We start from the raw sequence: 25,711 nt of genomic DNA, 5'->3' as shown, positions 1-25,711 counted from the left end.
ACCGGGGCGCCCGATTCCTGAACCGCCCCGTTTCGTCGAAGCGGTGCGGTTCAGGAATCGCATACGGCCCTAGACCGTATGGGACTGGCAGCGGGAGGTCAGCTCTGCCCCAACAGACGAGGACAAACTAACCGCTGTCTTCCCCGCGCTGGCCCGGTATCGCTCCGGACCAGCCACCGCCCGGTGGTGCGCCTTTCTCAGTGTGGCAGCGGAGTCGCCCACGTCCAGCGGACAAGGGGCGCTAGGCACTAACGCCACGGTTTCAGCCTGGGAGACCGCCGCCGCCGTTGTAGCCACCGTTGACCCGGGTGGCGTTCGGGTAGTTGCGGCCGTCATTGCCCAGCTCGCGATCTCGGATGGCGTCGAAGTGAGGGTGTTTGTTACCAACGCCCGCCTTCTTGCGTTTGATGACGAGGAAGTAGATGGCAGTTGCGATCAAAGCCGTGATAACGAAGGCCGCGATTACTGTCTGAGTTGTGTCCATGGCTTGAGTGTCCTCTCTATCCCGCGCGACTGGTGGATCCATACGGACCAATCATTACCCGCTGATCATTTTCCGGACGCTATCGCCCCGGCCGGTCGGGTCGGACCCTGTATGACCACATTCTTGCCGCGGCATGGACGGAACCGGTGATCGATGCCGCAAAGGTAGAAATTAGGCCGCCCGCGAAGGAGGGCAAAGCCTGGACCGTGACCCGGGCGAACGCGGTCGCGGTCGACCCCGTTTGCACCCCATCACCACCGGCATTATCAAAAGACCTACAGGCGCGCCGTTTAGAGGGCTCAGATCGTTGTGGCGGGCAGTTCCGGAGCCTGCCGGTCGAGACGAGCGAGACCGGGCGCGATAACTGCGGCGACTACCGCTTGGACGATGACCGCGATCCAGAACAGTCCCACGCCTGAGGTCATCACGCCCGAGAAAGCGATAGCCACATCAGTGAAACCGTGGAATAGCGAGACGATGAGGACGCTGCCCCGCGTCCTGTTGAAGAGCCAACCGATTACGACCGAGGTTGCGAGGGCCGAGACGATGAACCCCTCGAAAGGGATATCTGATTGGAAGGTGCCGGGAATGAAGAACAAGGGAAGGTGCCAGCAGCCCCAGAGAACGCCGAGAACGAGGGACGCGCTGAGCGGGCTGAATCGGCGCTGCAAACGGGGAAGTGCGTAACCCCGCCACGCCGTCTCCTCGGTGAGGAGCCACTCCCATATGTTGAGTAGAAGCAATCCTGCCAGGGTGCCAACCGGAACGAGGACACCGGTTTGAGCGGGCATCCCGGCGGCCGCTCCGATGCCGGCTGTGACCGCGGCCAGCGCTGCGGGCAGGCCAACCGCCACGAGATACCAGGCGACGTGAACCTTCCATCGGATCAACCGCAGCAGAAGGTCCTTGACTGCGGGCCAGCCGCCGGTAATTGCCGCCGTTCCACACGTCGCGACGGGAAGGCCGAGCCAGAAGGCAAGGGATTGGGGAATGTGCCAGCCGATGAGCCCAGAATTCTGGGCGAGCGTGGTCCCCCACACGAACCATGGGAGAACAAATGAGGCAACGAAAAAGACAACGAGGGGGTGGCGTTTCACGGCACCGTTCTCCGGGTGCGGGTGTGATCTGGACGGGCACGAAAATAGCGTGAGATAACGAAAGAGAGTGGAATCGCGAGCACCCAGCTGACTTCAGCGGCTGTCGGCCCCATCAAGATCGCCACCAAGATCGAAAAAAGGAAGATGCCGGGGATGGGCAACGAAAGTACGAGTACGTATCGGAAAACATCGATCGATAGCTCCGGATTAACAAGCTGGCCGTGCCAGGCGTAGACCCAAATGCCAGTGAGCAGGAAACCCACGAGCGAGATTGTCCCGGCATAGACATACACGCTAAGGCGTTCGTCGCCATAGGAGGCCAGGATGCCCGTAGGCAGTGGAATCGAGGCAACGAAAAGCAACAAAAAGAGGTTCAGCCGGACGAGATTTTGGTCGTACCGGACGATCACTCGGAACTTGCGATGGTGTGACATCCAAACCATGCCCACGACAACAAAGCTGAGCATGAAAGTCAGGTAGCCCGGTACCAGCGCCAGGAGCGCCGGTCCCAGGTCGGTGCCCTCCACTTCAGGAACATGGAGTTCGACGATGAGCAATGTCATAGCAATGGCGAAGACCGCGTCGCTGAAGAACACGAGGCGATCCATGGCATCACCCTCGGCCACGAGGCGCAGATAGCGATGGTAAGTATCCATCGGATTGGTCCTGAATCGAATGGTCCGTAATGGCAATTTACGTCCCGATGGTACTCGGGCCGAACACGTTCTTGCCAGCAATTGACCCGCCGACTTCCGTCTACAGGATCGGATTCCTGGCCAGCAGCGACAGCGTCGGCCTTCCGGCCTGACCGAACCCGCGTTCGCGGCGGCCCTGCCATCCGCGACGTCCACCTGGATGGCGGCGGGACGTCTCGAATCGCTATCGATTCGAGGCCAACGCGGATCCTCCAGCGCGCCACCCATCCGCGCGTGCCCACGGCGCGTCCCCTAAGAAGTGGTCGGCATCAGCGATTTAGGCAGCCATCAGGCTTAGGCCTGCTGGCGTAGAAGCACCCGTCGTCATGGGACTTACCCTAGCGCCCACGAAGGGCCGCGCGGCGGCCGACCCCTCATGTGACGTCCGTCCTGGGATCGGCATACGGGCATGTGCTCGTGCCGCACCACCCGGTGCCCAACCAGAGGCCTTGACAGGCTAACTACTTAGATAGACAATCTAGTTATGACTGATCTGGCCGCTGATCCGCAACCCACAGGAAGCGCGGACTGGCCAAGTGATTGGCTCCGGGCCACACTTGGCTTCCTTGCCCTCCGCGCATTATCATCCGGGCCCTCTTATGGCTACGCGATCATCAGCGAGCTCGAGCGCTATGGGTTCGGCACCATAAAGGGCGGGACCCTGTACCCACTCCTCACCCGGTACGAGACTGCCGGCCTGGTCACCACGGAATGGCGGGCCGGCGACGGCGGTCCTGGCCGGAAGTACTTCGCACTGACAGATCAGGGCCGCGCCGAACTCACCCGCTTGAGCGCTGACTGGCTCCGCTTTGCCGTCACCAGCACCCATTATCTCGATCCCAAGCGGCTCACGAAGGAGATCCCCGCATGACGCGGCAGACCAATGATAAGAAGTGGTTCGACCAGCTCGTCATGGAGTTACGTGTGCGCCAGGTGCACGGGAGCGCCATCGGTGACACCATCGCAAGTGCCAGGGAGCTCCTAGGTGATACCGGCCAACCGGCCGAGGAAGCGTTCGGGCCAGCCCGAGACTACGCTGCCGCGCTCGAGCTCCCGTCCGAGCCAAAGCAGGACTGGGTGCGAAAAGCGCTCTGGCCGGCACTGCTCGGGCTCCTGGCCTTCCTGCTCTTCAATCAGGCAGTGGTGTCCTGGGCGCGGTCGGAACTGCTGCTGGTTTCACCTGCACAGCTAGCTCTCCTCGCTATACCAGTCATGCTCCTGGCCCTCCTGCCGCTCTACCTCGACGCCCTCATACGGCGCATCTTGGCCTGTATCGGAGTCACCGCGGTTTGTGTCATGGCAGGCCTCCTCTCAGCTTTTGCGATTCCTAAGAGTCGGGCCGAGGCATGGCTAGCGATCGACCCGCTGCCCTGGCTCATAGGAAGCGCTCTCGTGATGGTGGCACTTTCAGTCATGAACACCATCCGGTCATCCCACTCGGAGGACGACAACGACATCACCGATCCGCTCTCCGGGACGACGGACAGCGCCGGACGAGGCGCGAAGGCAGCGGTTCAGGTAGCTAACTGGCTCTTCCCAATACTCGCCATCGCCATGCTCGGCCTCGCACTGGCATTCCGCTAGATTAGCGGGATGCCTGCAAACATCTTGTCGCGGTGGGGGGCTGGCCGCTCTCCGCCGCTCCGGCAGCCAGCGTTGCCCTGATGAGACCGGCGGAAATGTTCAGCAGATCACATTGAGTAGACGAGCTCGTTCCGTATGAGCAATGTGTTGGTGGGGCACGAGGTCAGGGGCGAGGGTCTGCACTGTCGACGGCGTTGAAGCCTGCGGAAATCTTCCTCAGCGCTCGAATGTGGTCGTCGAACGCGCTCCTGCCCGCGGCGGTGAGGCGCAGCCAAGTAATACGGCGGGAATCGGCACGCGACGCTGAGGCCATTTTCGTCGAAGTAACAAAGCCCGAGGTAACGAGCGCCTTCAAGTGCTTCGAGAGCGTCGCGTCGCTGACGCCGAGCGTGTCGCGCAGGACGGCGAAGTCCAGCTCATCGACCGAGCGGAGGAGGCCACATATCCGCAGCCGCAGCGGCGCGTGGATAACCTCGCTAAAAACGCCGTCAGCGGTCATGGCGAAGGCGCTCTCGCAATGACGAGAAGATGACATGCGTAAGCCACAGCGTCAGCACGAAGGCGGCGCTGGCTGATGCTGCAATCCACCAGCGAAGGCCCAGAGAGTCAAGCCCGAGCGAGACGCTGTGGAGAGCGAGGGAGCCCAATGCCGCCGCCGTGAACGCCGCCCACTCTCGCGCCCCGAATCGCGAGATCTTGATGCCCGTCGCCCGGTAAGTGTTGCCAACGAGAAGAAACCCAACAACGGCGGCCGCGATAAGGACGAAGTTTCGGGTCGGCTCGTCGGGGAAGGCGGGGATCGACACATACGCGGCAGCGATCAGCCCGTACCCCGGAGCCAGCCACCTAGGTGCCCGGAAGTGCTTAACGAGCCTGGCCCGGTCGGCCTCAAGCTCATCGAGAATATCCGGCACAAAGCGTGAGCCGCGCGACTCGCCGGGGATCATGTCATTTTCCATATCGGAAAGTCTATTCTGTTACTTTCCAAAGTCGCAAGTGATTCTGCAGATCAAGTCCCTGCCCCTTTCCTCAAGGGAGAACCGCTCGCATCGACGACCCCGGGAGGCGCCGTAAGCCGGCGGACCAGCGGACACTCCTGCGGTGAATAGGGGATTCCATCCGGTGCGCGCCTGTGTCTAGTCAGCCCGAAAGGTGCGCGCGGATACGCACGATGGCAGCTACCGGGTCAGCGCACGAGACAAGCAACCAGGTGCCGGCGCCGCCCTGAATCCGGATGGTCGGGCCGCCCACCAGATAGCCGGTTCCCCCGCCGGGGAGTACCCGTAGGCCCATTCCCTCACGGATTCCGGTGGACGGGCCGGCAGAGACCGCCGTTATCTCCCGGTAGGCGATTGTGGTGGAAAACAAGCCCGCTACGCGCACGGACAGATCCGTCTCCCCGAGGCGGATCCGCGCGTTCATCCGCAGCGCCGACACGAAAACCAATGCGATCACCAGCCCCAGCCAGGGCTGGCCCGTCACCGACAGAACGATGACGGCTACGAAACCTACGCCTGTGAGCACCGTCTGGTACCGCGTGGGCATGCCGGTCCGGAACTCTGCGCGCGCGCTTTCTCCCCGCTTCATCCGGGCAGTCTTCCGGGTCCACTTCGTCCCGGCAACTTCACGCGGGGCACGTGACACCTTGCGCCAAAAGATGAGCCCCACAAAGCACGTAAAAGAAGATGGCCGAAAACGCGGAAGCGAGGACAATCCGTTACTTATCCAGCAGACGTGGTCTGGTTCGTCTCAGAGCCCCGTGGGGTTTGCCTGCGAGGTAGAACTGCGGGCCAGAATTCAACCGCGCTGCGTGCTGCCGCGAGAGCCAACATATGGATTGGTTACTCTTCAATGCTCGCGGTCATCCCTGCTTCCCCTCAGATGATTGCGGACAAAGCCCCGCGATCGTCGGCGATACGCGCACCCTAGACTGCCAGCGGACCCCGCATCTATCCCGCAGATTCGCCGACAACTGACGACAGCATATGGCAGTCGAAAACAGCCCTGACCTGGGACGATCGAAGGTGCTGATAGCCCGCAGAAACCCCCGAAAGAGCCGTACTCTTAGTCGGCTCATTTGCGTATTTGAGGGTTCCTTCTCGCGGTCGGAGGCCTTCGACCCCGTGCCGTTGATCATCCCGGTGCGCCGTTAGGCCGTCACGGCTAGTCCGACGCTGCAGGTTGGACGTCGGGGCTGGAGCGTAAAGTCGTTGGCTGGCCGGAGGCGCCGAACTTAAGCTTTGCCAATTTATTGCCAATGAGCCCGGTCCGGGCATAGCAAAGGCCCCTGCTTCCCTTGTAAACAAAGGGAAGCAGGGGCCTTAGCCATTGGCGGTGACGGTGGGATTTGAACCCACGTTGGCTTTTACACCAAACAACATTTCGAGTGTTGCACCTTCGGCCGCTCGGACACGTCACCAACCTGACTAGGGTACCGGAGCAAGGCGCCCAACCCCAAAACGGCCGCCGAAAAGCGCCCCGCCGCGCCCCGCCGCGCCCCGCCCGCAGCCCCGAAGCTTCCCCCTGTCCCCCCTCGGCACTAGATTCGTAAGCAAGATGAGCAACTCGAACAAGGTCAACCAGGCAACAACCACCGCAACCGCATATTGGACCGTCGGCCCGGAGCAGGGCGAACTCCGGCGCGAGCAATTGCGGGCACCCGGACCCGGCGAAGCGCTCGTGCGCTCGCTCTACTCCGGCATCAGTAAGGGCACCGAGATGGTGGTGCACAACGCCCGCGTGCCGGAATGCATCGCTGAGGAAATGGCCGCACCGCATCAGGTAGGCAGCTTCCCGTCGCCGGTGAAGTTCGGCTACCTTTCCGTCGGCGTCGTCGAGGAGGGCCCGGCCGAGTGGCAGGGCAAGACGGTCTTCTGCCTCTACCCGCACCAAGACCGCTACATCGTCCCGGTCGAGTCGCTCACCCAGGTCCCGGACGACGTTCCCGCCCGCCGCGCCGTCCTCACCGGCACCGTGGAAACCGCGGTCAACGCCCTCTGGGAGGCCGGTCCCCGCCTCGGCGACCGCGTGGCCGTGATCGGCGCCGGACTGGTCGGCGGCATGGTCGCCAAGCTCCTCGGGTCCTTCCCGCTCGGCCGGCTGCAGTTGATCGACGTCGACCCCGCTAAACGCGCCTTCGCCGACACCCTCGGCGTCGACTTCTGCCACCCCGACGACGCACTGCCGGACTGCGACATCGTGATCCACTGCTCCGCCTCGCAGGCCGGACTGCAACGCGCCCTGCAGCTGGTGGGCGACGAGGGCGAGATCATCGAGATGTCCTGGTACGCGGACCGCCTGGTCACCCTGCCGCTGGGGGAGGACTTCCACGCCCGGCGGCTCTCCATCCGCGCCAGCCAGGTGGGCGTGGTGGCCCGCGCCCGCCGCCACCGGCGCACTAACGCCGACCGGCTCCAGCTCGCCGTCTCGCTGCTGGCTGACCCAGTCTTCGACACCTTCCTCACCGGCACGTCCGACTTCAGCGAGCTGCCCGACGTCGTCCAGCGCGTCTCCGACGGCAGCCTGGACGCGCTCTGCCACGTCATCGAATACCCCGCCCCCGCAACAGAAACCACGAGGTAATCCGTGTTCAGCCTGACCGTACGTCGCAATTTCATGATCGCCCACAGCCTGCCGCGCCCGGCCTTCGGCCCGGCCCAGGGCCTGCACGGGGCCACCTTTGTCACAGAGGTGACCTTCCGCCGTCGGACGCTGAACGACGATGCGATCGTGCTGGACATCGGCGAGGCCGGCGACGTGCTGGACGCCGTCCTGGCGGGCCTGAACTACAAGAACCTCGACGAGCACCCGGACTTTACCGGCAAACTCAGCACCACCGAAGCCTTGGCCCAGTACATCGCCGACGCCGTGGCAGGCCAGATCCGCGGCGGCCAGGACGGGAAGGCCCTTGCCGGCATCGAGGTCACCCTGCGCGAAACTCCCGACGCCTGGGCCAGCCACTCGCTCGAGTTCGACGCCGGCTAGCAGCCCCGTGGATGCCCCCGGCCTCCGCCTCCTGGTGCCCGGCAACGTGCGCCACAACTCCGGCGGCAACGCCTACAACGCCGCACTGCTCCGCGCCCTCGCAGACCTCGGCGTGGCGGCGGTGTCCTGCGAGGTCGACGGCGACTGGCCGGTCGGCAGCCCAGCGGACCGGCAGCGGTTCGGCCGCCTGCTTGCCGAGTCCGACGCCGGCCATGTCACACTCGTGGACGGTCTGGTGGCCTGCGGGGCGCCGGACGAGCTCGAAGCCGCGGCAGCTGCCGGGGCGCCGGCCTGGATCCTGCTGCACATGCCGCTGGGGACGCATCCGGAACTGGAACACCGCGCGCTGCAGGCCGCGGCCGGCGTTATCTGCACCAGCACCTCCGCCGCGGCGGGCCTGCAGGAACGGCATGGCCTGGACGGCTTGGCCCGAATCAGCGTCGCGCTCCCCGGCGCCGAGCCGGCACCGTCCGCGGCCGGTTCCGAGCCGCCCCACCTCCTCGCACTGGCCGCGCTGCTGCCCAACAAGGACCAGTTGCTGCTGCTGCGCGCCCTCTCGGAGCTCATGGACCTGGCCTGGACAGCATCCCTTGCCGGTTCGGACACCGCGGATCCCGCCTACGCCGCCCTGCTCCGGCAGGAATCGGAGCGCCTCGGCCTGACGGACCGCGTCCGGCTACCCGGCGAGCTGCGCGGAGCCGACCTGGCCGCCGAATGGGAGGCCGCTGACCTCAGCCTGCTCATTTCCCGGGCCGAGACCTATGGGCTGGTGGTCACCGAATCCCTGGCCCGCGGCGTGCCGGTGATCGTCCGGGAGGGAACCGGCGCCGTGGAGGCGCTCGCGGCCGGCACTCCCGGAGCAGCAGGCACTCCCGCAGTGGCAGCGCCGGCCCTGCCCGGCGCCGCCGTCGCACTTGGCGAAGATCCGGCACCGCTGGCAGCCCTGCTGCGCCGCTGGCTCACCGAACCGGCCCTCCGCGCCGAATGGCGGGCCGCCGCCCGGGCCGCACGGGAGCACCTTCCCGGCTGGGACGCCACGGCGCGGGCCGTGCTGGCCGTCCTGGCCGCGGCCGGCCCACCTAACTAACCCGCGCTAGTTGTCGTTTTGAGGGCTCATAACGACAACTATTGCGAGCTAGTTGGGCCAAGCGGGTGGAGAATGACCCCATGACTACCGAGCCCACGACCGTGCAACTGCCGCCCGCGGAAAGCCTCACGCCCGAGCGGCTCCGCGCCTGGTCGTGGCACCGGCAGGGCCTGGACGGCTCGCTGGCGGGGTGCACTGCGGAACAGGTGTTCGCCCGGGCCGGCTGGGCACGGTCCGTTGGCGGGGCCAACCCGTACCTCACGCTCTTCGCCCGGGCCGGCATCCGGCGCTCTCAAGTGGACCGGGACGTCCTGGCGCACCGGATCCTGGAACTCCCGACGGCGCGCGGCTGCACCTACGTGCTGGGCGCGGAAGACTTCGCCTGGGCGCTGCGGCTGGGACGGGACGCCGCCGAGGCCGGCTTCAAGGTCGTCGGCCGGCTCGGCGTGGACCGCGGCGAAATTGCCCTGCTTGAGGAGCAAGTGCTGCACGCCCTTGCCGAGGCCGGGGTGCCGCTGGACCCGCGGCAGCTCAAGGATGAACTCGGCGATTCGGTCCGCAACCTCGGCGAGGAGGGCAAGAAAAAGGGCGTCACCACCACGCTGCCCACGGCGCTGGGCATCCTGCAAGCGGACGGGCGGATCCGCCGGGTCCCCGCCAATGGCCGGCTGGACCAGCAGCGCTACGCCTACGAGCCCTGGGGGCTGCCGCCGAGCACGCTCAGTGACGATGAAGTCCGCGCCGAGCTGATCCGGCGCTACCTCGGCTGGACCGGAGGAGCCACCTTCAAACAGTCGCAGTGGTTCACCGGCTTCACGGTCGCGCAGAGCAAGGCGGCGCTCGCCGCCGTCGACGCCGTCGAGGTCCCCGCCGCCGCCGGCGGAGACCCGCTCTGGATGCTGCCCGACGACGTCGAACGACTCGCCGCCTTCGAAGAACCGGCCGAGGAACAGATCCAGCTGCTCGCCGGAACTGATTCGCTGGTGCTGCTGCGCCGGAACGCGGGGGAGCTGCTGGCCGCGGAGGACCAGGACAAGAAGGCGCTGGGTCCGCTCGCGCTGCAGGCCGACCTGCCGGACCACCCCATCTTCGACCGCGGCAGGATCATCGGATTGTGGCAGTACGACCCGGGCCGGGAGAAGATCGCCGCCTGGGTGTTCGGCACGCCCACGCCGGCCGTGACCCGGCGGATCGCCGAGGTGGAGGCCTGGATCAAGGAGGACCTGGGCGATTTCCGCGCCTTCAGCCTGGACTCGCCCGCCTCCCGGCAGAAGCGGATCGACGCGCTGCGGGCGTCCACGACGGCCACCGCCGAGCGGTAGCTCACCGCCGCGTTATGGGGGCCAGCTCGCTGTTGGGGGCAGCCGCCGGAGCGGCAGCGTCAGGCGCCGCGGTGCCCGGCGAAGAAATCCCGCAGCAACCCGCCGCACTCCTGCTCCCGGACCCCGGCGTACACCTCCACCCAATGGTTCAACCGGCGCTCGCGGAGAATGTCGAACACGGAGCCGGCGGCCCCGGCCTTCTCGTCCCACGCGCCGAAGACCACCCGCGGAATCCGCGCCAGCACCACGGCGCCGGCGCACATGGCGCACGGCTCCAACGTCACCACCAGGGTGCAGTCTTCCAGCCGCCAGCCGTCGTCGGCCGCGCCCTCCAGCGCCCGCCGCTCGCGCAGCCGGGCCGCGGCCTCCCGGATCGCCACCATCTCGGCGTGCGCCGTCGGGTCCCCGAGTGCCTCCCGCTCGTTGCGCCCGGCGCCGAGCACCGAGCCGTCCGGTCCGATCACGACGGCGCCGATCGGCACGTCCTCGGTGGCCAGCGCCCGGCGCGCCTCGGCAAGGGCCAGGCCCATCCATTCCGCATGGCGTGGCTCGGGGGTAGTCATGGCTCAATGATAGTTTCGACCCTAAGCAAGCTGTGCACTTAAGCGGGTGCACCGGGAAGTCGGGAGAGGGCATTGAGCACCAAGACTGAGAGCTGGCTGATGCGGCGCTGGGGAAAGTGGGTGGTGCCCTATGCCGCACTCTGGATCACCATGCTGATCGGCGGCGTCGTCGTCGTCGCCCTGGCGCTGACGAGCGCGGAAGTCTACGACAACGTTGTGGACGACGCCGGCCTGGCAAGCCTCGACAAGCCCACGCTGGGGTTCATGCAACAGCTGCGCAGTCCCGGCCTGGACGCGTTCGTCACCGGGTTCACCAATATTGGCGGTGGAATCGGCATGCCGATCCTGGCCAGCATCCTGACGGCATGGCTGATCTGGGTCTCGCGGACCTGGCGGCCGCTCATCCTGATCGGCGGAGCCGCCGCGGTGTCGATCACCGCTACGACGGTGGGCAAGAAACTGATCGGCCGGGCCCGCCCCGACTTCGCGGACGCGGTGCCGCCTTACGAGACGTCGCCGTCGTTCCCCAGCGGCCACACGCTGAACACCACCGTGGTAATCGGGCTGGTGGTCTACCTCGCCTGCCTGCAGGTCAGACGCACCATAGCCCGCGTCGGTTTGATCACCGCGGGTGCGATCTTCATCCTTGCGATGGGCATGAGCCGCGTCTTCCTGGGCCATCACTGGATGACCGATGTGATCTTCGGCTGGGCCCTGGGGCTGGGCTGGGTGGGGATCGTGATCCTGGCCCACAGGCTGTTCCATGTGCTGCGGCACCGGGAACACACCGGCCCCGCGCCGACGTTCGACAACGATGCGCACGTGCGCGACGGCGCCCCCGCCCGCGGCCGCAAGGGCAGCACCGCGGAGCGGACCGCCGACGCCGATACCCCGGACCCCGCGGGACGGTCCTGAAGGTCCGGGTGGTAGTTTTGACCCATGCGCACTCTCGTTGTCGACCACCCGCTGGTCGCCCATAAACTCACCGTTCTGCGGGACAAGAACACCCCGTCCCCGGTCTTCCGCCAGCTCACCGAGGAGCTCGTCACGCTCCTGGCCTATGAGGCAACCCGGGACGTCCGCACCGAGCCGGTGACCATCGAGACGCCGGTCAGCACCACCGTCGGCACGGCTTTCACCAAGCCCACCCCGCTGGTGGTTCCGATCCTGCGCGCCGGTCTCGGCATGCTGGAGGGCATGACCAAGCTGGTGCCCACCGCCGAGGTCGGCTTCCTGGGCATGGCCCGGGACGAAGAGACCCTGGACATCATCACCTACGCCGAGCGCCTCCCGGAGAACCTGACAGACCGGCAGATCTTCGTCCTGGACCCGATGCTCGCCACCGGCGGCACCCTGCGCGAGGCGATCAAGTTCCTCTTCAAGCGCGGCGCGTCGGACGTCACCTGCATCTGCCTGCTGGCCGCCCCGGAGGGCCTGGCCAAGCTGGAAGAAGAGCTCTCGGACGCCAACGTGACCATCGTGCTGGCCTCCATCGACGAGAAGCTCAACGAAAAGTCGTACATTGTGCCCGGGCTGGGCGACGCCGGAGACCGCCTGTACGGCATCGCGGTCTAGCCGCCGGCATGCACTGCTGCCCTCGCGGGTAGGGCGGTTGAAACGTCCCCGCGGTCAAGGGTTCCGGCGTAAGGCGTCCGGGACTAGCCTGTGCCCATGGACTGGAAACTTGAACTCGTGTTTGTCCCCGTGTCGGATGTGGACCGGGCCAAGGACTTCTATGTGAACAAGGTCGGCTTCAACGCCGACTACGACGAACGGCCCACGCCAGGCATCCGTTTCGTCCAGCTGACCCCGCCGGGTTCCGGGTGCTCGATCGCGATTGGCGAGGGCCTCAACGACGCCCCGCCCGGCACCGCCCCCGGCCTGCAGCTGGTCGTCAGCGACATCCAGGCGGCGCACCAGCAACTCAAGGGCAACGGTGTGGACGTCAGCGACATCGATGTCCAGGACTGGGGGCATTTCGTCTACTTCGCCGATCCCGACGGCAACAAATGGGGGGTGCAGTACATTCCCAACCGTCCGAACGGCTAGCGCGGCGGCCCGTATTCCGCAGGCGGCGCGGCGGCAGGCGCACGTGAGGCCCCGGATCCAAGGATCCGGGGCCTCACTCATGGCATGCAGCCTCGGCCGCGCTTAGTACCAGTTGTTCGCGTAGTGGAAGTTCAGGGCGCCGCACGGTGAACCGTAGCGGTCCTGCACGTACTCCAGTCCCCAGTTGATCTGGGTCCGGTAGTTGGTCCGGTAATCGGCGCCGGCGCTGGCCATCTTTTCGGCGGGCAGCGATTGGACCACGCCGTAAGCGCCGCTGCTGGCGTTGGTAGCCGTGGTCTTCCAGTCGGACTCCCTGGTCCACAACTTCATCAGGCATTGCATCTCGCTCGGGGCCCAGCCGTGGGCGGGCAGCTGAGAGGCGGCGTAGGCCTGCGCACCGGCGGGGTCGTCAATGGCGACCGGCTTCGCGGGAGCAGGCGCCTTGGCAGCCGGAGCAGGCGCCTTGGCAGCCGGAGCCTTGGCCGCCGGGGCCTTGGCGGGCTTGATTTTGGAGGCCTGGGCCTCCACGCTCATCGGGGCGGGCGAGGTGGGCGTGTTGCTGCCGACGCGTTCGAAGTCCAGGGTCTGCAGGGACGCGGCAGTGTCTTTCGACGCTTCGGCCGTATGCGCTGCAGTGCCGGAGGCCTGGCCCGCGGCCCCTGCCCCCAGCAGGACGGCGAAAGCGGTGGCTACGACGGCGGCGCGCTTGCCATTGGTCCGGGCACGGGGCCGGGACGGGCTCGAAGTGTGCTTCGCCGGCTCGGCGCGGTGGCGCGCGCGCTCGGCGTCGGACGTGCGTTTAGCGCCTTCTGGGCGCGTGGGTGCCTTGATTTCAGTCATGTTCGCCTCTCAACGCCTACGGAGTTAGCTGTCGGGTTCGGATGCGAAATCCGGCCGCACGGAATCTCGACGTGGCGGCTTAACCCCAAGGGTGCATGGATGCAGAATGCCCGGGAACTCTGGGTTCCCCGTCTCTGCCTGGTCCATGGGAATCCGGGTAGCGGCAGAGTTTGGCGTCAGCCCGGACACGCGGCCAGATCGATGGCCGCACCCTAAAACGGTACCGGACTTTCAATCAGATGTCACATTTAGGTAACGGCTGGCCCCCGGTAAGCATCGAGCGGGCACGGAACCGTCGAAACGGCGCGGCGGAGACGGAGGCAAGCGGGGAGAGGAGCCTACTTCGCCAGCTTGTACACGGTGGCGTTCCCCACGGTCTGGGCCTGGTAGTTGGCCGCGACCCAGCTGGCGACCTCGGAGTTGCCGCCGCGGCCCCCGCCCAGGCCGCCCATGCCGCCGGAGATGAAGTAGCCGATCTCGCCGCGGCCCACCATCGCTTGGAACTGCTCGAGCGTGGGGTACGGGTCGCCGCCGTTCCAGCCGCCCAGCGCGATCACATTGGTGCCGGTGGCGAGTTCCAGGCTGGCGGCCTGGGTGGCGCCGGAGACAATCCCGGACCATTTGGCGCCGGAGGACTTCAGCAACGCTGTCAGCTCAGCCGACGCCGTATCCGCGCCGGGTCCGCCGGGCCCGCCGGCGGCCGCCCCGCTGGAACCGGCGATCCCGCCGTCCGGCCTGCCGGCCGCCCCGAAGCCGCCGCCCATCGCGGACGCGGTGGGCCCGGAGGTGGGGATTGACCCCGAATGCGCCTGGGCCGCCGTCGCCAGCGTCCAGGCGGTGGTCCCGAGCCCGCCGGCCAGCAGTGAAAGGACCATGACGCCGGCCGCAGCGGCTTTGCGGAGCCGGGCCGGGAGCGCCGCCAGGCTGTCCACCCGGAGCAGCAGCGCCGCGGCGGCCAGCACGCCCAGGACGACGGCGATCACCCGGAGCCCGGGCAGCCATGCCGGGTCGCGGCCCAGGAGCACGGCGGACCAGACCGAGGCGGCCAACACCGTCACGGCCAGGACCATCCGAGCGGGCCAGTGGGTCCGGCCGCGCCACAGTTCCGCCGAGCCGATGCCCACCAGGGCCGCGACGGCGGGGGCCAGTGCCACGGCATAGTACGGATGCACGGTGCCGCTCATGAAGCTGAGGATGCCTGCCGTGATCAGCAGCCAGCCGCCCCAGAGCAGGAGCGCGGCACGGGTGGCGGAGGTCCGGGCCTCTCGCCGGGTGAACCACAAACCTGCCACCAGCAGGACCAGGGCCGCCGGCAACAGCCAGGACACTTCTCCGCCGAAACTGGTCCCGAACATCCGGGTGATCCCGGCCGCGCCGCCGAAGCCCACGTTGCCGTTTCCGCCCGGGCCGCCGGCATTTCCGAAAGGATTTCCGCCGGGCATCCCGCCGCCGGACCCGGTGATCCGGCCCAGGCCGTTGTAGCCGAAGGTGAGTTCCAGGAAGCTGTTGGTCTCCGACCCCGCCATGTACGGCCGGGCCGAGGCGGGAGTGAGCTGGAACAGCGCCAGGTAGCTGCCGGCCACGACGGCGATCCCCGCCGCGGCGGCGAGGAGGTGCAGGAGCCGGCGGCCGAGGGTGGTGGGTGCCGCCCACAGGTAGGCCAAGGCCAGTCCGGGCACTATCAGGAAGCCCTGCAGCATCTTGGTCAGGAACGCCAGGCCGATTACCGCGCCGGCTGCGGCGAGCCATTTCCAGCCGGCCTTTTCGATGGCGCGGGTGGTGAGGTAGGCGGCCAGCACCAGGCACAGGGTGAGCATGGCGTCCGGGTTGTTGAAGCGGAACATCAGGGCTGCCACTGGGGTCAGCGCCAGGGCACCGCCGGCCAGCAGGCCCGCCGCGGAACCGGACACGCGTTTGACGGTCAGGTACAGAAGTCCGACGGCGGCCACCCCCATGAGCGACTGGGGAATGAGCATGCTCAGTGCCGAGAAACCGAAGATCCGCCCGGCGAGGGCCGGGATCCAGAGCGCGGCCGGTGGCTTGTCCACCGTGATGGCGTTGCCCGCGTCGAGGGAACCGAACAGCAGCGCGGTCCAGTCCTTGGTGCCGGCCTGGATCGCTGCGGCGTAGAAGGAGTTGGCGTAGCCGGTGGCTTCCAGGTTCCACAGGTACATCACTGCGGTGAAGACCAGCAGCAGGGCCGCCGAGGGCCGCACCCACCACCGCTGTGGTCCGAACAGCAGGCGTGCCCGGCGGTCCTGCGCGGCGGCCGGTCGAGGAGCTGCCGGGCGGGTCGCCGTCGTCGAGGGTGCGGGCGCCGATGCGGGCGTGCTGCCGGCCGGGCCGCCGGTGGCGGGGTCGAGGGTTGCGGTCATTTACTTGGCCGTTTCTGTGTGGGGGAGGGCTGAGTCGTTGGCGGCGGACGCCGGAGCATAGGGAACGGCGCCGGGGGCCGGAGGAATGGGGGCGCCCCGACGGCGGAAGACCACGTGCCGGAACAGCAGGAATTTGATGGCGGTGGCGGCCAGGTTGGCGGCGGTCACTGTGACCAGTTCCAGCCAGCGGTCAGGGGTTCCGCCGGACGTGCCGTGGACGAAGGCGAGCGCACCGGAGGTCAGGGCCAGCCCGATCCCGAATATCAGCAGCCCCTCGAAATGGTGGCGGGCCGCCTGGCTGCTGCCTTGGATGCCGAAGGTGAAGCGCCGGTTCGCCGCGGTGTTGGCCACCGCGGTAGTGAGCAAGGCGAGGAAGTTGGCCAGCTGCGGGTCCATGATTCCCCGGCAGAGCACGAAGATCAGCAAGTACGCGAGGGTCGAGGCCACCCCGATGCTGCCGAAGCGCACGAGCTGGCCGAAGAGGCTTCCGCCGGGGCTTTGTTCCTGGGCCCGGGACGAAGCCGGCAGCGGTCCGCGGGCCAGGGCGGAGCGGAGTTCGGGAACCGGGATCCGGCCCGAGAGCAGGTCCCGGCTCAGCCGGGCCATGCCGCGCAGGTCCGCGATGGCCGTCCGGACGATGTCCACGCTGGAGTCCGGGTCGTCGGTCCAATCGACCGGGACTTCGTGGACGCGCAGGCCGCACCTCTCGGCGAGTACCAGCAGCTCGGTGTCGAAGAACCAGGCGTTGTCCAGTGTGTGCGGGAGCAGCTGCCGGGCCACGTCCGCCCGGATGGCCTTGAAGCCGCACTGGGCGTCGCTGAAGTGGGCGCCCAGGCACGACTGCAGCAGCAGGTTGTAGCTGCGCGAGATGAATTCCCGTTTGGGTCCGCGGACCACACGCGAGTTGTGGGTCAGCCGGGTCCCGATCGCGAGGTCCGAGTGCCCCGAAATGAGCGGGGCCAGCAGGGGGCCGAGCGCCGCCAGGTCGGTGGACAGGTCCACGTCCATGTACGCCAGGAGCGGCGACGGCGAGGCAAGCCACACCTTGCGCAGCGCATTCCCGCGGCCTTTTTCGGCCATGTGGACGACGGTGATCTCCCGGAGCTCACGGGCGACGCGTTCCGCCGTCTGGAGTGTTCCGTCGGTGCTGGCGTTGTCCGCCACCGTGATCCGAAAGGAATGCGGGAAGCAGCCGACAAGGTAGGCGTGCAGCCGGCGTAGGCACGCTTCGAGGTCACGTTCCTCGTTGAACACCGGAATGGTGATATCCAGGACCGGTGTGGTGGTGCGGGTGTCGATGGCTGAACGCAGGCTCCCGGGGCCGGTGAACGCCGGGGTCAACGGGCCCGGCCCGGGCGGCGTCGCCGTGGAGTGGGGCTGTGGTCCTGGGGCCTGGTCTGTGAACGTCATGGCTCAACTTTCCCGGCGCCCCATATGAGGGCTTTAGGGTCAAGCTGTGCGGGGGCTGTGGAAGTGAGGACCGGCGCCGCCGTGCCGGCGTCCGGACCAGAGCGGCGGCCCGCTACGCCAGCGGAGGCGCCGCGGGCAGCCGGACGGCGAACTCTGTCCGGCCCGGCCGGGACGTGACCTCGACGGTCCCGCCGTGCGCCTCCACGATCGACTGCACAATCGACAAGCCCAGGCCGCTGGTGCCCTCGGAAGCCGCGGCCGCTGTCGCGACCGCCGACGTGCCCTCACGGCTTCGCACCGGACGGGCCGCGGGACCGGCGGCCGGGTTGGTGCGCGCGGCATCGGCCCGGGCGAACCGGGCGAAGACCCGGCCGAGGAATTCGGGAGCGATGCCGCTGCCGTTGTCCGTCACGGTGACCACGGCGCTGCCGTCAGCCGAACGCGTGACGCCCGTGACCACCTTCGTCCCGGGGGCCGTGTGTTTGCGGGCATTGGACAGGAGGTTGGCGAGGACCTGGTGAAGCTGGGTCGCGTCCCCGCGCACCACCACGGGTTCGTCCGGGAGCTCCAGCTGCCAGAGGCGGTCGGGTGCCATGACTTTCTCGTCGCTCACCGTTTCGACGGCCAGCTGGGTGAGGTCGACGTCGGTGACCTTGAGCGGCTGCCCCTCGTCCAGCCGTGCCAGCAGCAGCAGGTCCTCCACCAGGGTGGTCATCCGCTCGGACTGGCTTTGGACGCGGGCTAGTGACTTCTCGCCGTCGGGCGTGAAATGCTCGGTCATCCGCATCAGCTCCGTGTAGCCGCGGATCGCGGTGAGCGGGGTGCGGAGCTCGTGCGAGGCATCGGCGACAAACTGCCGCACCCTCATCTCGCTCTCCTGCCGCGCCTCGAGGGCGTTGGAGACGTTGTCCAGCATCTGGTTCAGCGCGTAGCCCACGCTGCCCACCTCGGTTCCCGGATGGGCAGCCGACGCCGGGACCCGCACGCCCAGGGCCACCTCGCCGGCGTCCAGCGGCAAACGCGAGACCTTGGTGGCCACCTCGGAGAGCTGTTCCAGCGGCTTCATGGTCCGCCGGATGAGAGCGGTGCCGGCGAGGCCGATCAGCACGAGGCCGCCCGCCGATACCACCCCCAGGGTCCAGACGAGCGAGGCCAGCGTGTTCTGCTTTTCGTCCAGTGGGAGGCCGGTGACGATCACGTCGCCATAGGGTGCGCGCACAGCCGTCAGCCGGTAGTCGCCGGCCGAGAGGGTCCGGTCCACGGGCACGCCGTTCGGGGTCAGGGCCAGGAGGACGGCATTGTCATCGGAGGACAGGCTCTTTCTGGTGGCGTCCCCGGCCAGGAAGCCTGCGCTGGCCACCGTGCCGGCCAGCAGCCGGGCGTTGAGCGTCCCGATGCCCTGGCCCCGGGCTTCGAGCGGGTCGGGGCGCCTTCCCGCATCGTCCGGGGAGGGCCTGCCGAACTCGCTCGACCGGTGGGATGCCTGCTCCAGCTGGGTGTCGAGCTGCCGGGTGAGGAAAGCGTCCATGGAGGCGTAGCTGAAGACTCCCACGGCGCCGCAGATGGCCACGAGCAGCGCCATGGCGACGAGGACCAGCCGGGTACGCAAATGCCACGTGGCCGGGTTGCGCCAGTCGCGCCCGGGTACGGGTGTCACGCCGGAAAGAGCGGGCACGGATCAGTCCGCCGGTTTCAGCACGTAGCCGGCGCCGCGCACCGTGTGGATCATCGGTGCGCGGTTGGCGTCGATCTTCTTGCGGAGGTAGGAAATGTAGAGTTCCACGATGTTCGCCTGGCCGCCGAAATCGTAGTCCCAGACCCGGTCCAGGATCTGGGCCTTGCTGATGACCCGTTTGGGGTTTTCCATGAGGTAGCGCAGCAGCTCGAACTGGGTGGCGGTCAGATGGATATCCTCACCGGCCCGGGTAACGTCCCGGGTGTCGACGTTGAGCACCAGGTCACCCACCACGAGTTCGGCGGTGTCCATGGCGGCCACCCCGGAGCGCTGGACCAGTCGGTGGAGCCGGAGCAGCACCTCTTCCATACTGAAGGGCTTCGTGACGTAGTCATCGCCGCCGGCCGCCAGCCCGGTAATGCGGTCCTGGACGGCGTCTTTGGCCGTGAGGAACAGCGCGGGAACTTCCGGCGCGAACGCGCGGATCCGGCTGAGCAGTTCGACGCCGTCGAACCCGGGGAGCATCACGTCCAGCAAGAGCACGTCGGGGCGGAAATCCTTGGCAAGCTTGACCGCTCCGGGGCCATCCGCCGCCACAGCCACGGACCAGCCAGCCATCCGGAGCCCCATGCTCATGAGCTCCGACAGGCTGGGCTCATCGTCCACCACCAGCGCGCGGATGGGCGAGCCGTCCGGATGCGTGAGCTGGGGCAGGTTATTGGTCATGGAGTGCGAAGTGGCCATGGGACGACTCTCCGATCTGCCGTTGAGGCGCGGCTTTGGGGACCCTGTGCGGCACCTGTGAATCTCAGACTACCGAGCTGGAAGCCGCCCCGGGAGCGGGAGGCCTGGTTCGGTACGGCTGCCGACCGGACGCCCGGTCCCGCTGAAAGGTCACAGGCGCGGCTGTTGGCCCGCACAGCCCCGGCACAGGACCGCTTACCACGCTGGGGTGGACACAAATCCGCACCCCGACAGGAGAAACACCATGAGCGGTCAGCAGCCCGAATCCGGTTCCCGCCCGATCCCCGAACCCGTCTCCGACGCCCCCACCCCGGCGGCGCCCGCGCCCGTCACCACGCCCTATGCCGCCGCGCAGCCTGCCGCCGGGCAGCCGGCGGCCTCGCCGGCGGCCGCGCCGGCGGAAGCCGGACAGCCCGCTGACGGTCGGGCCCCCGGCTGGGGTGCGCCGGCCGCCCCGGGCTGGGGTGCGCCGTCGGCCGCAGCCCGGCAGACCTCGGCGGGGAAGCCGTGGACCCTCAAGCGGGGACTCGCCGTCGCGGGCGCGGCTGTTGTGCTGGCAGCCGGCGCCGGCGTCGGCGTGTATGCCCTCAGCTCAAGTTCGGCGGAGGCCAGCGGGACCGGGGTCGGGGCAGCCGGCGGGCCCGGCAGCGCCAGCCAAGGCTCCGTCCCGGGGATGCCGGACGCCCCGCAAGGAGGGTTCGCGGGAGGCGGAATGTCCGGGCAGGGCGGTCACGACGACTTCGCAGCGGGCATGGGCGGCCTGGCCGGCGGGCTGTCCGCAGCTGTGCACGCCGAATACGTCGTGCTGAACGGAAGCGAGTACACCGCCATGGCCGAGCAGCTGGGAACAGTGAGCCAGGTCAGCGCGTCCTCCGTCACGGTCAAGAGCAGTGACGGGTTCGCCCGCAGCTATGCCCTCGGCAGCAACCTGGTGGTGAGCAACATGGAACAGCGGCGCCAGCAGGCCGGCGGAACAGGCTCCCAGATGAGCGTTGCGGACATTGTCGCCGGCGGGACCGTGCGGGTCGTCGCCGCGAAGGACGGATCCGGTTACACGGCCTCGTCGGTCCAGATTGTGGCGGCCACCGCCACCGGCCAGACCAACTGACTTCCGCAAACTTCCGCACCGGGCACACTGCCGGGCCACGCGGCCCGGCAGCGTGCCCACTCCGTGGACTACTGGCGGCGGCGGAACTCTTCCGAATGGATTCCGCCATTGATGCCTACAGTGAACGTTTTCCGGCCTGAGGGCCAGGATGGCGAAGAATCTTCGGCAAGGAGCGCCAAAGAGCCGTTCGGTCGGCAAAACACATATTGATTCGCCTGCTTATCAAAATTGTGATTTACACTACAATCGCCATTTTCGTCTCACGATGCGGACTTTGGAGTCCATTGTTACTTGCTAGTTCTTATTGTTACGTTGCACACTTCAATTGTGAACAAGAACTCAACAGCACCTGCAGCCGCAGCTTCCTGGATCAGCGCACCAGCTGGTACTGAGATGCCCTGTTGTCGAATGCACGCCTAACTTCTACACCCCAGAACGTTTCTAGGCATTCGCCCCCAGCCCAGCGTCGGGCGCCCCTCCCCAGTTCTCATTGCGGGGAAATTAGCATTCGAGCCGCGATGACGGCCATTCACATTGAGGTAAGCATTCCATGTCAGTTGCATCCGGATACGTCCACATCTCCGTCCGTAACGCCAACAAGGCCGGCCAGAACGGCCTCCGCCAGGGCTTCGGCGGCCGTCCGAGCTTCCCCGCCGGATCCGGCAACAGCTTCCCCGCCCCCGGCTATGCCGCGCAGGGCTACAACCCCAGCTCCTACGGCCAGCTCCGCGCCGTCCCCGCCGCCGAGCCGGCCCCGGCCACCGCACCGACCCCGGTGATCGCCTCCGGCAACGGCAGCCCGGTCCGCCCCGTGCCCAACGACAACGTGGCCCGCGGCTTCGTGCTCTACATGGGTATTGACGAGGAGACTGCAGCCGCTGCCGGCACCTCGATTGCCAAGCTGGCCCAGGAGATCCGCGCCTACGCCCAATCGCTTGTGGCCGGCGCCGAAAGCTATGCCGCCGTCGCCGTCGCCCCGGCGTCCGCGCCGGGTTCCGCGCTCGACGTCGTCCGGTCCACCTTCGGCGATCCCACCGCCGGTGCCCGCCAGCGCGCCGAGAACGCCCGGCTGCAGCAGCCCCAGGACCCGCGCCCGTCCGGCGTGCTGATCGACCTCGCCCGCCGCGAAGTGGCGCTCGACGGCGAATCGCTGAACCTCACGTTCAAGGAATTCGAGCTGCTCAACTACCTCGTGGAGAACGGCACCCGCACCGTGGGCCGCGACGAACTCCTTGAGGGCCTGTGGCGCAATGCCGAAGAGGTCCCCAACGAGCGGACCATCGACGTGCACATCCGCCGGCTGCGCTCCAAGCTTGGCCGCCTGGCCAACACCGTGCGGACGGTGCGCGGCCAGGGCTACCGGTTCTACGAGCACCCCGAAGTCGTAGTCTGGGCCGCTCCGGAATACTCCATCTAGCTCTTAGCTTCACGCAAAGCGCCCGCCCCTCCTTTGGGGCGGGCGCTTCCGCTTTCGCGGCACGATAGTCACGCGCGCCCGACGGCATTTTGCCGTGCCTTAGACACCTCCCTCGTTCCTCGGTCGGCGATGCGGCACTACGCAAAACGCCGCCGTCCGCGCTGTCGGGATGCGCCGCTGCGCTGCAGCGCCCTCGCAACACGAACTGACATTCCGGAGCACGGATCGACGGAGTATGTGCCTCCGCGGGGTTTGGACTCTGTTGCGTTTGGGGGCTTCGGCGTAGTCTCGGTCCCGTCGATCCGACTATTGGGAGGAAACATGTCCGTTGCACGCATTACTACCCTGAGCTCCAACTCCAAAACCTCGTTTGACGCCGCCATCAAGGAAGGCGTCGACCGGGCCAACAAGACCTTGCGGAATGTCACCGGGGCATGGGTCAAGGAGCAGAAAGTTGAAATCAGCGACGGCGCCGTCGTGGCCTGGCATGTGGTGCTGGAAGTGACCTTCGTCCTGGACGACTGACAGGTCGCCCGCTGTGGAGCGCGCTCGTGGCCAAGCCGGCCGCACTAGGATTGAGCCATGAGCGCGCATCACATCAAACGTCTGGTGCTCATGCGGCACGCCAAGGCGGACTGGCCGGGCGGCGTCGCCGACCACGAGCGGCCGCTCGAAGAGCGCGGGCACCGGGAAGCGCCGCTGGCCGGGAAGTGGCTCCTTAAACACGGTGTGGTCCCCGACTTCATCCTCTGCTCCAGCGCCCTGCGGACGCGGCAGACCTGCACCTGGGTGTGCAGCGAACTGGGGGACAAGGCCCCGACGCCGAAACTTGAGGACGGCCTTTACGGCGCCTCGGCCCTGCGCATGTTGGCGGTTATTAACCATGTCCCGGACACCGTCACGACGCTCATGGTGATCTCGCACATGCCCGGTGTGCAGGACCTGGCCATGCATCTGGCCTCCCGGGACTCCAACCATGACGCCTACATGGACGCGGCCACGCGCTATCCCACCAGCGGCCTGACGGTCTTCGAGACTGAGAAGTCCTGGGCAGAGCTGGACGGCCAGGACGCACGGCTGACCCACTTCAAGGTGCCCCGCGCGAAGTAGCAGGCCAGTGCACCGGCCAGCCGATGGTCAGCACGATTATTGTGTTGTTTACTGATGCTGTTATTGCTTTTACTGCCGGTGTTTTCTTAGCGACCGAGGGAAAAGGTGGATCAACGTGGATTCAGGACAGCTCGTAGGGATCATCGTCGGCATCGTAGTGGTGCTCGCGATCATCGCCGTGGCAATGTATCTCAGCCGCAAGCGCAAGACGGAGGCTGACCGGAACCGGGCCGCCGAGATGCGCGAAAAAGCGGAGGCCGACCAACTGGCTGCGAGGGACCATGAGGCCAAAGCGGCGCGGGCGGAGGCCGACGCAAAGGCCGCCGAAGTCGAAGCCGAGCGCCTCCGCATGCAGGCCCGCGGCACACAGCAGGAGGCAGACACCGTCCGTGCCGGTGCCGAGGAACAGCTCCGCCGGGCCGACGATGTCGACCCGGATGTCGTAACGACCGAACGCGGCGATGACCAGGCCCAGGAGACACGCACCCACGATGCCCACCCGCACGAGGAACTTCACCCGCACGAGGAACTGCGCCGGGACCGGGGTGACCGCGATCGCACGGCAGGAACCGGCGACGCCGCAGGGTTCCGCGAGGAAACGGTGGCGGAGCGCCGCGACACCGAGGACCCGCACGGCGAACGGCCGCGCAATCTCTGAGGCGCGGCAACGGCGACGGCCGCGGGTGCGATGACCCCTCGACATTCCGGGCTTGCCCTGCTCGTCGCCGTCTTGTGGGGCGTCAACTTCGTTGCCATTGACCTTGGCCTGCACCCCGACGGCGCGCAGATGCCGCCGCTGCTGTTCGTGGCCATGCGCTTCGCTCTCGTGGTGTTTCCCTGCATCTTCTTCATCCGCAAGCCGGACGTCAGCTGGAACGCCATCATCGGCATCGGGCTGCTGATGAGCGCAGGCCAGTTCGGCCTGCTCTACCTGGCCATGGCCCTCGGCATGCCCGCGGGCCTGGCCTCGCTCGTGCTTCAGGCCCAGGTCCTGCTGACGGTCCTGCTGGCGGCGGGAATCCTGGCCGAACGGCCAACCCGGAGGCAACTCGCCGGCGTCGTGCTGGGGATTGCCGGGCTCGCCGTGGTGGCCGTAGGCCGCAGCCTCGTGGCCCCGCTGCTGCCCCTGCTGATCGTGCTGGCCGCGGCGCTGTCCTGGGCCGGGGGCAATATCGTGGCGCGGAAGGCAAAGGCCGCCTCCGGGCTCGGGCTGGTGGTGTGGTCCGGCGCGGTGGTGCCGTTGCCGCTAGCCGGACTCTCGCTGCTGGTGGACGGGCCGGCGGCGGTGTCGGATGCCCTGGTGCAGCTGCAGCCGGTGACGATGCTCAGCGCGCTCTACACTGCCGTGTTCGGTTCCCTCGTAGGGTATGGCATCTGGAACCGCCTGCTGGGGCTCTACCCGTCCTCCGCCGTCGTTCCCTTCACCCTGCTGGTCCCGGTGGTCGGCATGACAACGGCCTGGCTGGTGCTGGCCGAGGTGCCCTCGGCGGCGGAAGTTGCCGGCGGACTGCTGCTCCTGGCCGGCGTGGCGATCGCCGTGCTGCGGGGTGGTCAGCGCCGGGTGGGGGCTTTGGCGGCGGGGCGGGCCGGGGCCTTGACCGGCGGTTTCGCCGGCGCCTTGGCAGCCGGCTTGGACCCCGACGACGCCGCCGGTGACGCCGGCCGCTTGGCGGCCGGCACGGCGGAACGTGGCGCCGAAGCCCGCGGAGCGGCGGAGCGCGGTGTTGCGGGCCGTGCCGCGGAGGCGCGCGGCGTCGCGGACCGTGGCATCGACGCGCGGGCGGCAGGGCGGGCAGCGGGTCTGCGGGGCGCCGCCCCACTGGACGCCGAAGCCGGGCGCCGGGACGCGTAAGGGGCGAGGGGTGCGGGTCGGCGGCCGGGCAGGACGGTGCCGGCGAGCAACAGGACCAGCGTGAGCGCTCCGGCGGCTGCCGAGAGGTAGAAGTACAGGTCTGGATGCTCGGTATCAACGTTGGTGGACAAGGCGTTCGGATCCGGGTTGAAGGCCAGCCCCCACTGGCGCAGGAACGCGATGCCAAACGCGATGAAGAGGATGCTGCCGACGCCGCTTGCCAGCAGTGTCTTGTACCGCCGTCGGACCAGCACCTCGGCCACGGACGCCACATAGGCGACGGCGGAGGCGGCGAGGAACCAGAGCCCCACCGTT

General features: G+C 67.7%; 26 protein-coding genes, 1 tRNA gene, 1 pseudogene and 1 riboswitch. Of the genes and pseudogenes, 15 read left to right on the top strand and 13 right to left on the bottom strand.

Annotated elements, in window-relative coordinates; translation table 11 throughout:
- Window positions 1-262: 262 nt before the first annotated feature.
- The 3 genes from AC1DBL_RS08335 to AC1DBL_RS08325 form a co-directional block, all read right to left on the bottom strand.
- The gene (locus AC1DBL_RS08335) at window positions 263-484 is read right to left on the bottom strand and encodes a hypothetical protein (protein WP_476925898.1); all 222 of its coding nucleotides are present in this window, start codon (window positions 482-484) and stop codon (window positions 263-265) included.
- Between the two features lie 299 nt (window positions 485-783).
- Complete coding sequence (locus AC1DBL_RS08330; protein ID WP_476925897.1) at window positions 784-1,581, bottom strand: CPBP family intramembrane glutamic endopeptidase; 798 nt, start codon at window positions 1,579-1,581, stop codon at window positions 784-786.
- Complete coding sequence (locus AC1DBL_RS08325; RefSeq protein ID WP_476925896.1) at window positions 1,578-2,237, bottom strand: TMEM175 family protein; 660 nt, start codon at window positions 2,235-2,237, stop codon at window positions 1,578-1,580. Before AC1DBL_RS08325 ends, AC1DBL_RS08330 begins: the two co-directional genes overlap by 4 nt.
- A 523-nt stretch (window positions 2,238-2,760) precedes the next feature.
- Between AC1DBL_RS08325 and AC1DBL_RS08320 the strand changes: the two genes are divergently transcribed.
- Both AC1DBL_RS08320 and AC1DBL_RS08315 read left to right on the top strand, forming a co-directional pair.
- Window positions 2,761-3,147 (top strand): PadR family transcriptional regulator, encoded by a 387-nt coding sequence (locus AC1DBL_RS08320; protein ID WP_476925895.1) that lies wholly within the window; start codon window positions 2,761-2,763, stop codon window positions 3,145-3,147.
- The gene (locus AC1DBL_RS08315) at window positions 3,144-3,860 is read left to right on the top strand and encodes a hypothetical protein (RefSeq protein WP_476925894.1); all 717 of its coding nucleotides are present in this window, start codon (window positions 3,144-3,146) and stop codon (window positions 3,858-3,860) included. The genes AC1DBL_RS08320 and AC1DBL_RS08315 overlap by 4 nt, the downstream gene beginning before the upstream one ends.
- Before the next feature lie 163 nt (window positions 3,861-4,023).
- On the opposite strand, the gene AC1DBL_RS08310 is transcribed toward AC1DBL_RS08315, so the two are convergent.
- The 4 genes from AC1DBL_RS08310 to AC1DBL_RS08295 all read right to left on the bottom strand — a co-directional run bounded on the left by AC1DBL_RS08310 (window position 4,024) and on the right by AC1DBL_RS08295 (window position 6,279).
- The gene (locus AC1DBL_RS08310) at window positions 4,024-4,359 is read right to left on the bottom strand and encodes a transcriptional regulator (RefSeq protein WP_476925893.1); all 336 of its coding nucleotides are present in this window, start codon (window positions 4,357-4,359) and stop codon (window positions 4,024-4,026) included.
- Entirely contained in the window at window positions 4,349-4,819 is a 471-nt protein-coding gene (locus AC1DBL_RS08305) for a hypothetical protein (protein ID WP_476925892.1), read from the bottom strand. The genes AC1DBL_RS08310 and AC1DBL_RS08305 overlap by 11 nt, the downstream gene beginning before the upstream one ends.
- Before the next feature lie 181 nt (window positions 4,820-5,000).
- Window positions 5,001-5,447 (bottom strand): hypothetical protein, encoded by a 447-nt coding sequence (locus AC1DBL_RS08300; RefSeq protein ID WP_476925891.1) that lies wholly within the window; start codon window positions 5,445-5,447, stop codon window positions 5,001-5,003.
- A 742-nt stretch (window positions 5,448-6,189) separates the two neighbouring features.
- A tRNA-Ser gene (locus AC1DBL_RS08295) sits at window positions 6,190-6,279 on the bottom strand.
- A gap of 137 nt (window positions 6,280-6,416) precedes the next feature.
- Between AC1DBL_RS08295 and AC1DBL_RS08290 the strand changes: the two genes are divergently transcribed.
- The 4 genes from AC1DBL_RS08290 (at window position 6,417) to AC1DBL_RS08275 (ending at window position 10,253) form a co-directional block, all read left to right on the top strand.
- Window positions 6,417-7,442, top strand: a complete 1,026-nt coding sequence (locus AC1DBL_RS08290) for a zinc-dependent alcohol dehydrogenase (RefSeq protein WP_441418989.1) — start codon at window positions 6,417-6,419, stop codon at window positions 7,440-7,442.
- Window positions 7,443-7,445: 3 nt separating this feature from the next.
- The gene (locus AC1DBL_RS08285; protein ID WP_476925890.1) at window positions 7,446-7,844 is read left to right on the top strand and encodes a 6-pyruvoyl trahydropterin synthase family protein; all 399 of its coding nucleotides are present in this window, start codon (window positions 7,446-7,448) and stop codon (window positions 7,842-7,844) included.
- Window positions 7,845-7,851: 7 nt separating this feature from the next.
- Window positions 7,852-8,931, top strand: coding sequence for a glycosyltransferase (locus AC1DBL_RS08280; RefSeq protein ID WP_476909019.1), 1,080 nt, complete (start codon window positions 7,852-7,854; stop codon window positions 8,929-8,931).
- An 80-nt stretch (window positions 8,932-9,011) separates the two neighbouring features.
- Window positions 9,012-10,253, top strand: coding sequence for a DNA glycosylase AlkZ-like family protein (locus AC1DBL_RS08275; RefSeq protein WP_476925889.1), 1,242 nt, complete (start codon window positions 9,012-9,014; stop codon window positions 10,251-10,253).
- Window positions 10,254-10,312: 59 nt separating this feature from the next.
- Here AC1DBL_RS08275 and AC1DBL_RS08270 read toward each other — a convergent pair whose 3' ends face one another.
- The gene (locus tag AC1DBL_RS08270; protein WP_476909021.1) at window positions 10,313-10,816 is read right to left on the bottom strand and encodes a nucleoside deaminase; all 504 of its coding nucleotides are present in this window, start codon (window positions 10,814-10,816) and stop codon (window positions 10,313-10,315) included.
- A gap of 99 nt (window positions 10,817-10,915) precedes the next feature.
- Between AC1DBL_RS08270 and AC1DBL_RS08265 the strand changes: the two genes are divergently transcribed.
- The 3 genes from AC1DBL_RS08265 (at window position 10,916) to AC1DBL_RS08255 (ending at window position 12,865) form a co-directional block, all read left to right on the top strand.
- The gene (locus tag AC1DBL_RS08265; protein WP_476926053.1) at window positions 10,916-11,731 is read left to right on the top strand and encodes a phosphatase PAP2 family protein; all 816 of its coding nucleotides are present in this window, start codon (window positions 10,916-10,918) and stop codon (window positions 11,729-11,731) included.
- A 24-nt stretch (window positions 11,732-11,755) separates the two neighbouring features.
- On the top strand, window positions 11,756-12,391 hold the full coding sequence (gene upp / locus AC1DBL_RS08260; RefSeq protein WP_441418994.1) for a uracil phosphoribosyltransferase: 636 nt from the start codon (window positions 11,756-11,758) through the stop codon (window positions 12,389-12,391).
- A gap of 96 nt (window positions 12,392-12,487) precedes the next feature.
- Complete coding sequence (locus tag AC1DBL_RS08255) at window positions 12,488-12,865, top strand: VOC family protein (RefSeq protein WP_476925888.1); 378 nt, start codon at window positions 12,488-12,490, stop codon at window positions 12,863-12,865.
- Window positions 12,866-12,967: 102 nt separating this feature from the next.
- On the opposite strand, the gene AC1DBL_RS08250 is transcribed toward AC1DBL_RS08255, so the two are convergent.
- The 5 genes from AC1DBL_RS08250 to AC1DBL_RS08230 form a co-directional block, all read right to left on the bottom strand.
- On the bottom strand, window positions 12,968-13,705 hold the full coding sequence (locus AC1DBL_RS08250) for an aggregation-promoting factor C-terminal-like domain-containing protein (protein ID WP_476925887.1): 738 nt from the start codon (window positions 13,703-13,705) through the stop codon (window positions 12,968-12,970).
- Window positions 13,704-13,884: riboswitch (cyclic di-AMP (ydaO/yuaA leader) on the bottom strand. It overlaps the preceding gene by 2 nt.
- A gap of 159 nt (window positions 13,885-14,043) precedes the next feature.
- A complete protein-coding gene (locus AC1DBL_RS08245) occupies window positions 14,044-16,080 on the bottom strand; it encodes a glycosyltransferase family 39 protein (RefSeq protein ID WP_476925886.1) in 2,037 nt (678 codons plus the stop codon).
- The gene (locus AC1DBL_RS08240) at window positions 16,081-17,490 is read right to left on the bottom strand and encodes a bifunctional glycosyltransferase family 2/GtrA family protein (protein ID WP_476925885.1); all 1,410 of its coding nucleotides are present in this window, start codon (window positions 17,488-17,490) and stop codon (window positions 16,081-16,083) included.
- Between the two features lie 112 nt (window positions 17,491-17,602).
- On the bottom strand, window positions 17,603-19,147 hold the full coding sequence (locus AC1DBL_RS08235) for a HAMP domain-containing sensor histidine kinase (RefSeq protein ID WP_476925884.1): 1,545 nt from the start codon (window positions 19,145-19,147) through the stop codon (window positions 17,603-17,605).
- Window positions 19,148-19,168: 21 nt separating this feature from the next.
- The gene (locus AC1DBL_RS08230) at window positions 19,169-19,909 is read right to left on the bottom strand and encodes a response regulator transcription factor (protein ID WP_476925883.1); all 741 of its coding nucleotides are present in this window, start codon (window positions 19,907-19,909) and stop codon (window positions 19,169-19,171) included.
- Window positions 19,910-20,153: 244 nt separating this feature from the next.
- On the opposite strand from AC1DBL_RS08230, the gene AC1DBL_RS08225 reads away from it, so the two are divergent.
- From AC1DBL_RS08225 to AC1DBL_RS08200, 6 genes and pseudogenes are all read left to right on the top strand, one after another.
- Window positions 20,154-21,017 carry a hypothetical protein gene (locus AC1DBL_RS08225; RefSeq protein WP_476925882.1) on the top strand — a complete coding sequence of 288 codons (864 nt, stop codon included), beginning with the start codon at window positions 20,154-20,156 and terminating at the stop codon, window positions 21,015-21,017.
- A gap of 550 nt (window positions 21,018-21,567) precedes the next feature.
- Complete coding sequence (locus AC1DBL_RS08220) at window positions 21,568-22,434, top strand: winged helix-turn-helix domain-containing protein (protein ID WP_441419001.1); 867 nt, start codon at window positions 21,568-21,570, stop codon at window positions 22,432-22,434.
- Between the two features lie 321 nt (window positions 22,435-22,755).
- Window positions 22,756-22,959 carry a dodecin family protein gene (locus tag AC1DBL_RS08215; protein WP_146335814.1) on the top strand — a complete coding sequence of 68 codons (204 nt, stop codon included), beginning with the start codon at window positions 22,756-22,758 and terminating at the stop codon, window positions 22,957-22,959.
- 57 nt (window positions 22,960-23,016) lie between these two features.
- On the top strand, window positions 23,017-23,544 hold the full coding sequence (locus AC1DBL_RS08210; RefSeq protein ID WP_138767460.1) for a SixA phosphatase family protein: 528 nt from the start codon (window positions 23,017-23,019) through the stop codon (window positions 23,542-23,544).
- 115 nt (window positions 23,545-23,659) lie between these two features.
- Window positions 23,660-24,202 carry a hypothetical protein gene (locus AC1DBL_RS08205; protein WP_476925881.1) on the top strand — a complete coding sequence of 181 codons (543 nt, stop codon included), beginning with the start codon at window positions 23,660-23,662 and terminating at the stop codon, window positions 24,200-24,202.
- 30 nt (window positions 24,203-24,232) lie between these two features.
- A pseudogene (locus tag AC1DBL_RS08200) lies at window positions 24,233-25,174 on the top strand (EamA family transporter); the annotation flags it as partial.
- Window positions 25,175-25,711: the final 537 nt, after the last annotated feature.

Source organism: Arthrobacter sp. 10T44 (assembly GCF_056393885.1).
This window is presented reverse-complemented; position numbering and strand designations above follow the sequence as displayed.

Excerpts from the sequence above, each read along its gene's own strand:
- AC1DBL_RS08335 (WP_476925898.1), bottom strand. The coding sequence starts at position 484 with ATGGACACAACTCAGACAGTAATCGCGGCCTTCGTTATCACGGCTTTG.
- AC1DBL_RS08325 (WP_476925896.1), bottom strand. The coding sequence starts at position 2,237 with ATGGATACTTACCATCGCTATCTGCGCCTCGTGGCCGAGGGTGATGCC.
- AC1DBL_RS08320 (WP_476925895.1), top strand. The coding sequence starts at position 2,761 with ATGACTGATCTGGCCGCTGATCCGCAACCCACAGGAAGCGCGGACTGG.
- AC1DBL_RS08315 (WP_476925894.1), top strand. The coding sequence starts at position 3,144 with ATGACGCGGCAGACCAATGATAAGAAGTGGTTCGACCAGCTCGTCATG.
- AC1DBL_RS08310 (WP_476925893.1), bottom strand. The coding sequence starts at position 4,359 with ATGACCGCTGACGGCGTTTTTAGCGAGGTTATCCACGCGCCGCTGCGG.
- AC1DBL_RS08305 (WP_476925892.1), bottom strand. The coding sequence starts at position 4,819 with ATGGAAAATGACATGATCCCCGGCGAGTCGCGCGGCTCACGCTTTGTG.
- AC1DBL_RS08300 (WP_476925891.1), bottom strand. The coding sequence starts at position 5,447 with ATGAAGCGGGGAGAAAGCGCGCGCGCAGAGTTCCGGACCGGCATGCCC.
- AC1DBL_RS08290 (WP_441418989.1), top strand. The coding sequence starts at position 6,417 with ATGAGCAACTCGAACAAGGTCAACCAGGCAACAACCACCGCAACCGCA.
- AC1DBL_RS08275 (WP_476925889.1), top strand. The coding sequence starts at position 9,012 with ATGACTACCGAGCCCACGACCGTGCAACTGCCGCCCGCGGAAAGCCTC.
- AC1DBL_RS08270 (WP_476909021.1), bottom strand. The coding sequence starts at position 10,816 with ATGACTACCCCCGAGCCACGCCATGCGGAATGGATGGGCCTGGCCCTT.
- AC1DBL_RS08265 (WP_476926053.1), top strand. The coding sequence starts at position 10,916 with ATGCGGCGCTGGGGAAAGTGGGTGGTGCCCTATGCCGCACTCTGGATC.
- upp (WP_441418994.1), top strand. The coding sequence starts at position 11,756 with ATGCGCACTCTCGTTGTCGACCACCCGCTGGTCGCCCATAAACTCACC.
- AC1DBL_RS08255 (WP_476925888.1), top strand. The coding sequence starts at position 12,488 with ATGGACTGGAAACTTGAACTCGTGTTTGTCCCCGTGTCGGATGTGGAC.
- AC1DBL_RS08250 (WP_476925887.1), bottom strand. The coding sequence starts at position 13,705 with ATGACTGAAATCAAGGCACCCACGCGCCCAGAAGGCGCTAAACGCACG.
- AC1DBL_RS08245 (WP_476925886.1), bottom strand. The coding sequence starts at position 16,080 with ATGACCGCAACCCTCGACCCCGCCACCGGCGGCCCGGCCGGCAGCACG.
- AC1DBL_RS08240 (WP_476925885.1), bottom strand. The coding sequence starts at position 17,490 with ATGACGTTCACAGACCAGGCCCCAGGACCACAGCCCCACTCCACGGCG.
- AC1DBL_RS08230 (WP_476925883.1), bottom strand. The coding sequence starts at position 19,909 with ATGGCCACTTCGCACTCCATGACCAATAACCTGCCCCAGCTCACGCAT.
- AC1DBL_RS08225 (WP_476925882.1), top strand. The coding sequence starts at position 20,154 with ATGAGCGGTCAGCAGCCCGAATCCGGTTCCCGCCCGATCCCCGAACCC.
- AC1DBL_RS08220 (WP_441419001.1), top strand. The coding sequence starts at position 21,568 with ATGTCAGTTGCATCCGGATACGTCCACATCTCCGTCCGTAACGCCAAC.
- AC1DBL_RS08215 (WP_146335814.1), top strand. The coding sequence starts at position 22,756 with ATGTCCGTTGCACGCATTACTACCCTGAGCTCCAACTCCAAAACCTCG.
- AC1DBL_RS08210 (WP_138767460.1), top strand. The coding sequence starts at position 23,017 with ATGAGCGCGCATCACATCAAACGTCTGGTGCTCATGCGGCACGCCAAG.